This window comes from Amphibacillus sediminis NBRC 103570, from assembly GCF_001552275.1.
Taxonomy (GTDB): Bacteria; Bacillota; Bacilli; order Bacillales; family Amphibacillaceae; genus Amphibacillus_B; species Amphibacillus_B sediminis.
Genome location: NZ_BCQW01000007.1, coordinates 1 through 13,604 on the forward strand (window position 1 = coordinate 1; position 13,604 = coordinate 13,604).

Below are 13,604 nucleotides of genomic sequence, written 5' to 3' on the forward strand. Positions count from 1 at the left end.
GCCCTTCGATGGGGCGAGTAATCGCAGCCCCAGCCAGTTACACTGCGATAAAATTTAAACTTTAACGCGTTTCAGTCTTAGAGCATTACTTACTACACTAACAGAACTAAATGCCATCGCTGCACCAGCAATCCAAGGCGCAAGCAGACCAAAAGCTGCTATTGGAATTCCCGCACTATTGTATGCAAAAGCCCAGAATAAATTTTGTCTAATGTTACGCATGGTTAACTTACTTAACTTCAATGCACGTGGTAAAAGTGTTAATTCACCACCTAGAATCGTTACATCTGCTGCTTCGATGGCCACATCAGTACCTGTTCCAATGGCTATACCTGTATCTGCCATAACAAGTGCTGGTGCATCATTAATTCCATCACCTACCATAGCGACACGATTTCCCCTTTCTTGTAGTTTCTTAATTTGCTCGGCTTTTTCTTCTGGAACAACTTGGGCAATGACCTGATCTATCCCAACCTCAGCCGCAATAGCCTGTGCTGTTATTTCGTTATCACCCGTTAACATAACAAGCTCAATGCCCATTGCCTTTAACTCTTGAACGGCTTGCTTAGCTGTTGGTTTTACTGTATCAGCAACCGCAATCATACCTTGATAATTCAAATCAATGCCAATAAGCATCACCGTTTTGCCTTGTTGTTCGAGCTCTTGCATTTGCAACTCATATTGTGAAGGATCGATACCGTGTTTGGACATTAGCTTACGTGTTCCCACGATGACATGACGACCAGCCACCTCTGCTTCAATTCCATATCCAGGTATAGCTCGAAAGCTAGCTGGTTCAACTAATTCTACTTCTTTATCCTTACCATATTGAACAATGGCTTCTGCCAATGGATGCTCAGAGCTATTTTCCGCACTAACAATTAATGGCAATACGTCATCATCAGCATGATAGTCTGTCACTACAGGCTTTCCATGAGTAATTGTCCCTGTTTTATCCAAAACAATCGTGTTGGTTTTCCCTGCTCGTTCTAAATGTTCACCACCTTTAAATAAAACCCCAATCTCTGCACCTTTTCCGGTTCCGACCATGATCGATGTTGGCGTAGCAAGTCCTAAAGCGCACGGACAGGCAATAACAAGGACAGCAACCGCAGCGATAAAAGCGGACTCAAAGCCACCAGTACCAACAAAGTACCATATGATGAAAGTTAAGATTGAGATAGCCACAACGACTGGAACAAAGATGCCAGAGATTGCATCCACTAAGCGCTGGATTGGGGCCTTCGAGCCTTGGGCTTCTTCTACAATCCGGATAATATTAGCAAGAGCAGTATCTTGTCCTACCTTAATCGCTTTAATTCGAATTGTTCCATTTTTATTGAGGGTAGCCCCAATAACTTGATCTCCTGCTACTTTTTCAACAGGAATGGACTCGCCAGTAATCATAGATTCATCAGTTGAGCTGTGACCAGACAGAATTTGACCATCTACCGGTATTTTCTCACCTGGTTTAACCATAATCGTATCTCCAACGATAACCTGATCGACAGGAATCATTAATTCTTCTCCATCACGTAAAACGCGAGCTTGCTTAGCCTGTAAATCTAGTAGCTTAGACAATGCTTCAGTTGTACGCCCTTTAGCTAGCGCTTCTAAATACTTGCCAAAAATAATCAGCGTAATGAGCATAGCGCTTGTTTCAAAATATAATTCGGCATGAACGGTATGCCCAGATCCTTGATGTCCTAAGGTTAAATAACCTTCATAGACACTATAAAAGTAAGCGGCACTTGTTCCTAAAGCAACTAAAACATCCATATTAGCTGAGCCACTTTTCAAACTTTTATAGGCACCTTGATAGAATTGCCACCCAATATAAAACTGGACAGGTGTTGCCAAAGTCATTTGAAACCACGGATTCATCAAGAAGTCAGGCATTTGTAATTGAAAAAGATGTACGCCCATCGTTAAAAAAAGCGGCAAAGTGAGAACAGCTGAAATAATCACCTTTCTTTTTAACTTTTCAATCGCTTTATTCTTAGCAGTAGCTCGATCAGTTTGGCTTACTTTCACCGCCGCGCCGTATCCGAGTTGGTCAATTCTACTAATCAGCTGATCTTGATTGGTTACCCCAGTAATATAATGGACTGTGGCTGCTTCTGTCGCTAAATTAACCGTTGCATCTGTTACCCCCTCCGCCTTGGATAGCACCTTTTCAATCCGATTTGCACAAGCTGCACAAGTCATCCCAGTGATATTTAATTCAAGTTGTTCAGTTTTTGCCCGATAACCAAGCTGGTCAATTTTATCTACAATAGCCTCTGGCTCGACTTGATTAGCATCATAATCTACACGAGCTTGCTCTGTCGCTAAATTAACATTAGCTGACACACCTTCTATGTTGTTTAACACTTTTTCAATCCGATGAGCACATGAAGCACATGTCATACCTTCAATATTTAATCGTGTACTTTTTATATTCGTCACCGTAACCCCCCTCTACTTACTAAACTGTTTAATCACATCAATTAATTCAGTAATCGACTCCTGACCTGACCCGGTTTGAATCGCATCTGATACACAATGGTGAACATGATCCTCCATCATTGCAAAACCAACCTTCTTCAACGCTGCATTAATGGCAGAGATTTGTACTAGAATGTCAACACAATAGCGGTCCTCCTCAACCATTTTTTGAATGCCTCTAACTTGCCCTTCGATTTTTTTTAATCTATTTAATAACTGCTTCTTATCTGGGTCAGAACGATGATGAACGTGTCTGACCTGATTCGGTGTTTGATTTTTCATTTAATCAGCTCCTTCACTTATACTATACCCCCCTATGGTATTAAAGTCAACCCGATAACTTAGCATAAAAATTTCTATTGATTTCAGCATAAAGTGAAACTTCGTTTAGCGGGGTTTCGACGCATAGGATGTGCTCGAGCAGACGTTGCGACACAACGTCGCGAACTTAGTTAGCTTCCTCTCTCCCCGCACTGAACATTAGTTGAACCAACCGGGCTGCCACTGCGATAAAGCGAAACTATTCTTATTTACAACAGAATAAAATTGAGCTACAATTTAAGCGAAGTTTAGCCTTTAAGCAATAATTGAACTACCCCACTTATCAACCTTGCGGTCTGATTGAAGTGGGAGATTCTGCCTTTAATGACCAGCTTCCGTTCGACTTTTCGAAATTGCTAAAGCGTGCGATAACTAAGGTATGCTAGTCAGCTATATCGACCTAAAACTCAAAATACCTGATATTTTAATTAAAAATTACTCCTAGCTATATTAGTTATTTTCTATCTAGAATTATTTATGCTATCATTTAGTTAGAGGGATAATAAAGTATTAGGCGTTGCAAAGTAGATTTAAATGACTATTATGCTGCCTTACTATGAAAGTTCCCTTTGTGGATATTCGATAGTATGGAAATGATAATTTTAAACCATTAGCCGGTGGGAAAAGTTTTAGAACATCTAAAGAAGGAAGGCGATCTGATGAATGTAGAACAAGCATTAGCCTTGCTGAAGGAAGCGGGTTACAAATATACTGACAAGCGAGCTGTTATTTTAGAATTCTTTGCCGAACAAGATCGTTATCGTACGGCAAAAGAACTGTTAACTTACATGAGTCCGAACTTTGAGGGTATCAGCTTTGATACGATTTATCGTAATTTACACTTATTTGATCAACTTGGAATTTTGGAATCAACTGAGCTTGGTGGCGAAAAACATTATCAAATGTGCTGTACACATCACCATCACCATCATTTTATCTGTAAGAAATGTGGTGTGACTAAAGAAATTAAAGGTTGTCCAATGGATAGTGTATCTAACGAGTTGAATAACTTTATGATTGACGATCATAAATTTGAAGTATACGGACTATGTCCTACTTGTCAATAAACTTGGTCATATCATGACTGACAATCATCATCTATTTTTCAGCAACTAGTTTCTTTAACTACAGGTCTTTTAAATTAACAACATAATAGATTTGAATGATCGAAAAAATAACTATGATATGTTCCCCCCTTAGGATAGACAGATATCACATTGAAACGCTGTTTTCATCTTAAGGGGCGTTTTATGTCCGAATCCTAGTCAGAATAACACGTTCTTTAATGGGTGCAGTTGTTATAGCTACTATAGCGTAACATTCTGCCATAGAAGGCTTATTAACTTCGCTTCAATTACTAAATGGAACACTACCTTTTTCAAGCAATCCCTGACTGAAGGAGGATCATTAATTTATCTTCTGAAAGATGACATTTTTTCTGATAAAGTGGGGGTTCGACTGATAGGATGTACTCGTACAAACGTTGCGAACTTAGTCAGCTTCCCCTCCCCACTGAACGTTAGTTGAACCAATCGGGCCCTTACTGGCTGTTGAATCTCCCACTTAGAGATGACGTGTTCCCTTATTTCTTGAAGCAGGAGGCTTACAAAAGTTCTTTGATGGGGCGAGTAATGGCAGCCCCAGCCAGTTACACCGCGATAAACGCAGACTTACTCCATGTCTGTTCTCTTTGTTTGCGATTTAAAGCACATTTGTTTTACTAACATCTTCATTGTTTTGATTACGTATGTATAGAAATAGTCTATTTACCGTGATCAGTAAAAAACCCAAAATGAAATAAACACATGAAAAAGCGATAATCGACAATGCCACATTTGCATAGCTACCAACACCTAGAGGAATTTCTCCATGAGGATTCAGAAAAAAATACGGATAAAAACCATCAAACAGACCTCTCAACAGTGAAACAATACTATAAATTAAAGGGTAAATTAACCAATAAAAGATACACGTATAACGATATCTTTTCTTGATTTCAAACACTAGCCAATTAATAAGAACCAGTATCGGAATGAAGTAATGGAGAGTAAAGTTCGTAACAATCCGAATTCCAGCATATTCCCCACCACTCGAAAGAAAGAAATGGTAGGTAAGAAAAGTTACAGCCATATAGATAATTGAGCAGCTTTTCAAATAATCTAATAATGCATTCGGATGCTTTTTTGATAAAATAGCAAAGCTACTGCATAAAAATGTTATAGAAACCAAAAGATTAGAGTGAATAGTGAATTTCGTTAAAGATACCAAAGGATCAGGTGAATAACCAATATGTAAGATAACACTAGTAAAACCTACGATTGAAATTAAGCTATGAACAATTAACTTTAATTGGATTATCATATCATTTTTTACTCCTTTATAAGCTAAAGTGAAACTTCGTTCAATGGGGGTTTCGACTGATAGGATGTACTCGTACAAACGTTGCGAACTTAGTCAGCCTTCTCTCTACCCACTGAACGTTTGTTGAACCAATCGGGACCTACTGGCTGTTGGATCTCCCACTTAGAGATGACGTGTTCCCTTATTTCTTGAAGCGGGAGGCTTACAAAAGCCCTTCGATGGGGCGAGTAATCGCAGCCCCAGCCAGTTACACTGCAGTAAATTAATCGTTTATCATTCTATTTTGCTTTCTTTATTCAGTAAGTTAGCAAACTGCTTCTTTCTAGTGAAATAAACAGCTGATTTAGCACATGCGCCTTGGCGTATTTGCGCCCAGATTCTATCGAGCTCCGCTCGATAAATTTCCGCTGAATTAAAAAAGCTGATTTTTAAAGACTTCAAACCTAAGTTAAAGTCCGTCTTTCCCCAAATCAAGTAAAGATCGTACCTAATCAATGATCGCTTCCATTGAAGATTGATCTAGATATTCAAGAAACTGTTCCTTTAAAATTACTTTAAACCCGCTCCTTTTAGGCAAGGCAGAAGTCTAACCAGCTGCCCTTCCCCATTATTGACCGTAAATTTTTACCCAATTAATATTAACATAAGTGCTCTTAGTTAAAAGTGTCTAAATATCTGCCTAAAAAAAGAGACCATCGTGATGATGGCCCCTTATTTCACTCTTGCATCTAATTTACAAAGCTATTTTATGCTTAATTTCTACTATTTAACTAAAAAAATTTAAAATGCTACCTTTCAATTTTCATTTCACAATCATAACTGGACAATTAGCTCGTTTAGCCACCTTATGACTGACACTTCCTAGTACCATTTCTTGTAATGTATTTAAGCCCCGGCTACCGATAACACAGATATCCACATTGTGCTCATTTGCATAATTAACAATAGTTGGACCAGGATCACCATGCAAAATGACAATTTCGTAAGGGATATTGGCTTGCTTCAATTTCCGTTCAGAAATAGCTAGTTTTTCTCTGCGACTTTTATCTAAATCCACTGCATTCCAATGATAGGAAGCCTCTGATTTAGATGTGGCTGCATCAACAACATATAAGACCGTCACTTTTGCCTCTGGGTTGTTGGATGCTAAAATTAATGCCTTTTCACAAGCACGAATCGCATACTCAGAACCATCAGAGGCTAACAGAATATGGTTAAACACGCTAATCACCCCTAACTATTTGTTAGTTATATTATACAACCTTTAACAATTTCCGTATAGCTATCCAATTATTTTTTATTATCAATTAAGTACTTTCCTAGAAGTGGTATCACATCCTTGTTCTCATGATAGATTTGGTCATAGAAATCTAGTGGTACGGGCTTCGGGCCAACTGATGGGGCAATTTCAATGGTGAAACAAGGCTTTTGAAAAGAAGTTAAAAACCAGTCTGTAAATCCTCCTCCACTTGGGTTTGGTCCAGGCTCAATTAATCGATAACCTGTCAATTTAGCCAAGCCTTCAGCTAATGGCCGATACTTTTCAATGATATCCCCTTGTAAATTATAACGCCAAAAAATCTCTTCTCCTGATGAATGATAGGCAATCGCACAATCGAACAGTTCATCTTCTGCTAGACGATAAAGCGCCTGGACTTCCGGCTCCGATAACGGCTTTTTCCCTTTGTAGTGACTTGACTTGGGTTCACCAGGATCTTGCTGAATATCTTCCCAACCTACTGGATATTGTCGATTTAAATCGACACCACGACTGTTTGCCTTCCAGCTTCGAAAATCGGTCGAGCCTTCATTCCAAGCAATTAAATCTTTATGATGAGGGAAACCACTCGCGCCTTCCTGAACCAGCGTTACCCCGTCGGGGTTTACCATTGGAACAAATGTTAATGCGAGTTGGTCTAACTGTTTCTCTCTCAAGGTTTTCCACGGGGCATCTTGGTCAGTAAAGAGTGTCTCAATTAAGTCAACAATTAGCGCAGAAGTAAGCCACTCACGTGCATGGTGGGCACCATGACAAAGCAACTTCTTATGACCCTTTCCTACCTTTACAGCAAAAATTCTCCTACCTTCAGCAGAATAGCCTATTGTGCTAAGACTAAGCTGATTAGCATAACGAGTTGCCAACCGATTTAGATCAGAACAAAGCTGGTAGTAACTGTACACTTGTTTAGGATTAATTATTTTATTCCCCATAAATACACCCCTTAACCATAAATATGTATGGTCAAGGGGTATTTAGTACGCTTTATTCAGATATTGCTCGTTTTGCTAGGAGCTGGATAACCATATCATCCATTGGCGGGTTATGTAAGCCAGCACGAACATCACGATAATACTGTTCGAAACGAAAGGCTTTTGATAATCCTCGTCCCCCGACAATACGCATAGCTAAATCAACAACCTGATTGGCTACATTAGTGGCAATCGTTTTTACTGCTGCCAAATCAGCTCCGAGTTCTTGACGCTGCTCTGGTGATCGTTTATCCCACTGATTAGCAACTTGGTACATAAAACTTCTTGCCTGTAGTAGCTTAAGTTCAATCTCACCAATTTTTTGTTGAATATGTGGCACTTCCGAGATCGGTGTCTTCAAGCTGTTGGGTTGAAAGCTTTTGGCAAAGGCAATCGCATCGTTACGTGCAGCTATTGCAATACCTAAGTAACATGCCGGTATATGTAGTAACCATCCTTTAGCTTGACGAGGATTAGCTTGTTTATTTAACTCGACAAGCATATCAGCTTCAACCTTAACCTGATCAAAGACCACATCATGGCTCCCGGTTCCTCTCATTCCTAGAGTATCCCATGTTTTGTCTATAGTAATACCCGCAAGGTCACTACTTATTAAAAAAGACCCTACTGTGTCCTTATCTTCAACATAAGCTGAAACAATATAATAATCTAAGACTGAAGCCATTGTAGCAAATGTCTTTCTGCCTGTGATTAAATAATGATTGCCTTGGCGAACCGCTTTCGTCTCTGGAACACCACCGCGGGTTGGACTTCCGGTCGCACGTTCCGAAGCAATCCGATTCACAAGTACTTGTTTTTCAGCAACTTGTTTAGCAAACCAATCAAATATTGAACGATCCCAAAGCTTCTCCTCGGCTAATTCTTTTACGATCCCCAGATGCCAACCAACCGATAAGGCCGTTGCTGCATCACCAGCCGCTAATCGTTCTTGAACAAGCAGAAAATCATAGAGTGATAATGCCTCACCCCCATATGTCTTTGGTAAGGTTAATGTCAAATAATGCTCAGCTCGCAGGTCATCAATGTTAGCTTGCGGTAAGTCAGCTGACTCCTCTGCCTGTTTAACGCGCTTGCTCATTGTGTCAGCTAGCCGCCCTGCCTTATCAACTAATTGTTGTTGTTGCTCATTTTGTATATAGGTATTAAACATACTCATTTAAGTTCTACCCCCTTAACGTCTATCCTACTATTTTATGCTTTTTTAGCAAAAGACGCAAAAAAAGCGTGAATTGGAAGTTCGATTTGATAACTAAAGTGAAACTTCGTTCAGTGGGGGACGACGCATAGGATGTGCTTGTGCAGACGTTGCGGACTTATTTCTTGAAGTGGGAGTCTTTCAAAAGCCCTTTGATGGGGCGAGTAATCGCCTGTTACACTGCGGTAAAACGTTTTCACACGGTCTATTTTAAGATTCGCCCGATCCCCTGATTGTACATCTACATTTTAGATAGAACTAAAAAACGTACACGAAGCTGCCGTTATCAACAGGTTCATGTACGTTAATTGTTAGTCTTGAATCCAATACGCCTTGGCATATTCACACACCCAGATTTTATCGAGCTTCGTTCGATTAATTCCTGTGAAAATCTGTGGTATTAGCCAGAGGCTTTAACTTGAATCAGACAAAATTTGAACTCCCAATGATGGAATACAAATAGCTCTTAGGCATTGATCTCACCACTTCGTAGAAAGGGAGACTTATGCCGGGACGTTACATAAAGAGTTCAGTCACACCTTTTTCAAAGCTTTTTTGTGTATCCTGAATAGCTTGTACAGATTGTGAGAGCTTCTCTGCATTCGCCTCTGTTTCAGCTATTCCAGCTGCTGACTCTTCTGCAACACTTGCTATATTGGTAATGGAATCATTAATCAGTTTCGTATTATCTAATACATCGTATAAAGAGTTTGACACAGTGGAGATTTCATCGCCGATTCCGGTAATAATCTTGTTTAATTTATTCAGGGTTTCTCCTGTCGTTTGGATTTGGTTTGAACCTTCACTCACAGCCTGGTAGCCCTCCTCAAGAACGTGTACAGCCGCGGTCGATTCTTGTTGGATACCAGTTGTTGTTTCAGTAATATCATTAACAGACAGACTTACCTGCTCTGCAAGCTTCCGTACCTCATCTGCTACAACGGCAAAGCCCTGACCATGCTCTCCAGCTCGTGCTGCCTCAATGGCTGCATTTAATGCTAATAAATTCGTTTGCTCTGCAACCTCTTGAATAACCGTAACAAGTTTGGTAATTTTAATGGTCATATCATCCAATCCTTTAACTTTATCCAAGGATTGCTTGATGGTTTTATCAATGATCGTCATCTTATTAATGGATTGATCCATCAAATTACGGCTCTCATTGGTAATGTTAAGCATTTCTGTTGATTCATTTTTAATATTTTCTCCATTTAAAGTAACGGACATGATCGTATTAGAAAACTGCTGCATCGTTTCAGTTAACGTAGCCGCAGACTGGGCCTGCTCGTCAGCTCCGCCAGAAATTTCTTGCATGGCAACCGTAATATTATTACTTCCTTCTGTTAGGTTTTTAACTGTTTCATCAAGTATTTCTGTTTGATAATTCATTTGTTCAGTTAGTTTAATAATAAAGTTAAACATTTTTGAATGCTTTTCATGTGCTTGAATAATACCCTCATTAATCTCAGTAAGTTCTTTATTATGTATTGAAACTTCAGGTAACTCAACTTCTTCGTCACTAGCTAATAAGATGATACGTTGCTCAATCTCTTTAAGCGCCTTCTTGTGTGATTGGCTAATCATAAAGGTTAGACCTATGCCAATACCTGTCACCAATACTCCCCCAATGATTACTTCAAGATAGTTCGCCTCAAGGGCATTTGTTGAAAATAAAATGTAACCAAACGCTAAAACATGTAGGATACTTACTACCAAGACTAGAATCAATAATTTAGCTTTCAATTTCATGAAGAACGCCCCTTTTCTCTTTATATTATTTATTTAATAAACAAGCTCACTAATTAGTGATATCGATAGAAAAACGCAAAAGATTCGCTATTCTTTTGCGCCTTAAACATTACGTCAAAACAAGGTAATTTTAAAGTATCTTTTCTATCGCTTGCTTAATCCGTTCTTGATCAAATGGTTTTACAATAAAATCTTTTGCACCTGCTTGAATTGCTTCGAGAACCATTTGCTGCTGCCCCATAGCTGAACACATCACAATTGTCGCATTGGGATCATTTTCTTTGATTTTACGTACTGCTTCCACACCATTCATTTCAGGCATGGTAATATCCATCGTAACAAGCTCAGGCTTTAATTCATTATACAAATCAACCGCAACTTGTCCGTTTTCTGCTTCTCCTACCACTTCATGTCCTAACGACTGAAAAATATTCTTTAATTGCATACGCATAAACGCTGCATCGTCAGTTACTAGTATGCGAGCCATTCTATTCTCTCCTTAGACCTCTTATTTCTCTTCAACAACTTGCTTGACTTCATTTAATTCCTCATGGTTTAATATGTAACTTAAATCAACTAATAATAATAAACGATCTTCAAGCTTAGCAACTCCGTTTAAGAAGTTAGCATTAACACCCTTAATCGTCGTAGGTGCCTCTTCGATGATCTCATCGTCAATATCAATGACATCTGAGGCAGCATCAACAATGAATCCAACTGAAACACCTTCCACAAGTGAAACTAGCATACGAGACTGATCTGTTTGCTCTGACCTTGGAAGACTCATACGTGCTTTTAAATCGATGACAGGGATGACCTCTCCACGCAGCTTGGTTATACCCTCAATAAAAGCAGAAGCTTGTGGCAAAGGAACTACTTCTTGTAATCTTTCAATTGAAACAATCTGTTGAATACTTGCGCCATAAGCTTGGCCATTTAATTGAAAAACGATATATTTATCCGTACTCATCCACTTACTCCTTTATCTTTAATTAGATATATGGTTTGCTTTTCCAGCACTAACGTCCTAAATTAAGCATAACCGCTTTAATGTGATAAATCAATAAGGATTTATGTCATCCTATTTTACTATTTATTAAGCAACAAATGTATCGCCAATTTTTGTTGGTCAGTATAGCTAACATCTACAAATAAGGCACGTTTAAAACCTGACAACGCCGCATCACCTTTCAAGACGGTGGGGTGTGTAATATCAGTTTTAATAGATTGTGTTGCTAAGTATGTAGCTAAACCTCCGGCAATCATGTTACCTAGCTCTCCTGCGAATGACTCCAGCATATCACCAGTGACTGGCATACCAAACATCGATTCACCAACAGTGGCAAAAAATTGATCATCCGCTTGTAGCACAAGCTCACCTTTAATATCACCAGTAAAACCGATTAGAACCCCAAACGCAACCTCCAAAGGTGGCTCAATGATTGCTGGGGCGCCAATTGCTGGCTCAAGGGGGATAGTTTTCTTCACTGTATCAATCGTTCCATTGTAGACATCTTTAATTATTTCATTTATACTTTTCTCTTCTACTACCATTAGATTTTCCCCTCCCAGAATAAAGTCATAAATAAATTAGACCTTATTAACTATATCTTTATACATGTTACTTATATTTTCGGTAAAATGTAATCACATATAAAGTCTTTTTCCCTATAATTTTATTTTTTGATTAATTAGACCTATTATAATGGTTGCTCAATCCTACAAATAGTAATAAAATGAAACTTCGTTCAGTGGGGGCGACGCCTAGGATGTGCTCGTGCAGACGTTGCGACACGGCATCGCGAACTTAGTCAGCTTCCTCTCTCCCACTAAACGTTAGTGTCCGTTACTGGTTGTTGGATCTCCCACTTAGACATGAAATATTCCCTTATTTTTTGAAGTGTGGGAGGCTTACAAAAGCCCTTCAATGGGGCGAGTAATCGCAGCCCCAGACAGTTACATTGCGATAAATAGACTAGATTAATAGCCAAAGATATAAAATGCTGGATTAGAGATACAACGCATTCATGCCAAAATAGTAAATTCCCGATATGTCTTTGTTAAAATAATCAATGAGGCTAACTAAATTCTTCGCTTTTGCGTGTGCTTTTAATGCTTATCCTAGACGACCTAATCCGTTAAGCTTCACCTTCATTCTAATCAAGAAAAGGACACCAAAAAAAGGACCTTAAGAGGAGAATCCTTCTTAACGTCCTTTGTTTTTAAACTGGAACGATCAACGTTCCCTTTTACCAGTCTTTACAACCATTAAATGCTCTTATTCAACAGCCGCTCGAATCTCAGCTATCATTTGGGTAACCGATTCAATTCCACCACTTGATAGATACCAATAATCCGGTGTTAAATCTACAATTTGATCTTCTTGTGCAGCATTCGTTTGGTTGATTAATTCGTTGTCTAGCGTAGCTGAGGCAGTATAGTCACCACCTGTAACCGCATTACGATCAACAACAAACAAATAATCTGGATTCATTTCAGCGACAAATTCAAAGCTAATGTTTTGTCCATGATTAGACTCTTCTATATCCTCAACAGTTGGTATAATACCAAAATCATCATGAATAATACCAAAACGAGAGCCTGGACCATAGGCACTAAGAGAACCATCATTTGTTAGGACAACCAAGCCCGTTTGATCTGTCGGGGCTAGTTCTTTTAATGCTTCCACATCAGCTTTTATTTGGGCAACGGCACTCTCTGCCTCAGCTTCTTTATCAAAAATTTCAGCCAAAGTCATGACATTACTTTCAAATGAAGTTATATAATCACCTGTATCTATCCCCAGATATATGGTAGGTGCAAGATTAGCTAATTCATCATAGGCTTCAGAAGTACGTCCAGAAATAATGATCAGGTCAGGATCAATAGCTGATAATGCTTCAAAATCCGGTTCAAATAACGTTCCAGCATTCTGGTATGTTTCATCTTCAAACTTGGCTAAATAGCTTGGAATATTTTGCTTTGGTAAAGCGATAATATCTACACCTAATGCATCAAGCGTGTCAAGTGTACCAAAATCAAAGACCACTACTTTTTCTGGATTGACAGGTACTTTAGTGACACCTAGGTCATGCTCCACTTCAATTTCAGTTTCTACTTCTGTTCCTTGTTGCTCTTGGTCTGAACTATTATTAGATTTATCACCAGAGCTATCTTTATTTGAACCACATGCTACGATAAACACAGTACAGATAAGCAT

The 13,604-nt window shown here is 39.0% G+C and carries 12 protein-coding genes; 1 reads left to right on the forward strand and 11 read right to left on the reverse strand.

Annotated elements, in window-relative coordinates; all coding sequences use genetic code 11:
- Positions 1–54: 54 nt before the first annotated feature.
- Together ASE01S_RS06430 and ASE01S_RS16055 are read right to left on the reverse strand one after the other, a co-directional pair.
- Positions 55–2,448: a heavy metal translocating P-type ATPase gene (locus ASE01S_RS06430; RefSeq protein WP_067840115.1), complete on the reverse strand. Its 2,394-nt coding sequence runs from the start codon at positions 2,446–2,448 to the stop codon at positions 55–57.
- 12 nt (positions 2,449–2,460) lie between these two features.
- Positions 2,461–2,769: a metal-sensing transcriptional repressor gene (locus ASE01S_RS16055; protein WP_067840117.1), complete on the reverse strand. Its 309-nt coding sequence runs from the start codon at positions 2,767–2,769 to the stop codon at positions 2,461–2,463.
- A gap of 698 nt (positions 2,770–3,467) precedes the next feature.
- Here ASE01S_RS16055 and ASE01S_RS06440 point away from each other — a divergent pair.
- A complete protein-coding gene (locus ASE01S_RS06440) occupies positions 3,468–3,875 on the forward strand; it encodes a Fur family transcriptional regulator (protein WP_067840119.1) in 408 nt (135 codons plus the stop codon).
- 634 nt (positions 3,876–4,509) lie between these two features.
- On the opposite strand, the gene ASE01S_RS06445 is transcribed toward ASE01S_RS06440, so the two are convergent.
- The 9 genes from ASE01S_RS06445 to ASE01S_RS06490 all read right to left on the reverse strand — a co-directional run bounded on the left by ASE01S_RS06445 (position 4,510) and on the right by ASE01S_RS06490 (position 13,604).
- A complete protein-coding gene (locus tag ASE01S_RS06445) occupies positions 4,510–5,169 on the reverse strand; it encodes a Pr6Pr family membrane protein (RefSeq protein ID WP_067840121.1) in 660 nt (219 codons plus the stop codon).
- A gap of 802 nt (positions 5,170–5,971) precedes the next feature.
- Complete coding sequence (locus tag ASE01S_RS06455) at positions 5,972–6,391, reverse strand: universal stress protein (protein WP_067840125.1); 420 nt, start codon at positions 6,389–6,391, stop codon at positions 5,972–5,974.
- 68 nt (positions 6,392–6,459) lie between these two features.
- Positions 6,460–7,380, reverse strand: a complete 921-nt coding sequence (locus tag ASE01S_RS06460) for a M14 family metallopeptidase (protein ID WP_067840127.1) — start codon at positions 7,378–7,380, stop codon at positions 6,460–6,462.
- Positions 7,381–7,432: 52 nt separating this feature from the next.
- Positions 7,433–8,596, reverse strand: a complete 1,164-nt coding sequence (locus tag ASE01S_RS06465) for an acyl-CoA dehydrogenase family protein (RefSeq protein WP_067840129.1) — start codon at positions 8,594–8,596, stop codon at positions 7,433–7,435.
- A 555-nt stretch (positions 8,597–9,151) separates the two neighbouring features.
- The gene (locus ASE01S_RS06470; protein WP_067840132.1) at positions 9,152–10,384 is read right to left on the reverse strand and encodes a methyl-accepting chemotaxis protein; all 1,233 of its coding nucleotides are present in this window, start codon (positions 10,382–10,384) and stop codon (positions 9,152–9,154) included.
- 130 nt (positions 10,385–10,514) lie between these two features.
- Positions 10,515–10,871: a response regulator gene (locus tag ASE01S_RS06475; protein ID WP_067840134.1), complete on the reverse strand. Its 357-nt coding sequence runs from the start codon at positions 10,869–10,871 to the stop codon at positions 10,515–10,517.
- A gap of 21 nt (positions 10,872–10,892) precedes the next feature.
- Positions 10,893–11,354: a chemotaxis protein CheW gene (locus tag ASE01S_RS06480; protein WP_067840136.1), complete on the reverse strand. Its 462-nt coding sequence runs from the start codon at positions 11,352–11,354 to the stop codon at positions 10,893–10,895.
- Between the two features lie 119 nt (positions 11,355–11,473).
- Entirely contained in the window at positions 11,474–11,938 is a 465-nt protein-coding gene (locus tag ASE01S_RS06485) for a chemotaxis protein CheX (protein ID WP_067840138.1), read from the reverse strand.
- A gap of 724 nt (positions 11,939–12,662) precedes the next feature.
- The gene (locus ASE01S_RS06490; RefSeq protein WP_083512042.1) at positions 12,663–13,604 is read right to left on the reverse strand and encodes a siderophore ABC transporter substrate-binding protein; all 942 of its coding nucleotides are present in this window, start codon (positions 13,602–13,604) and stop codon (positions 12,663–12,665) included.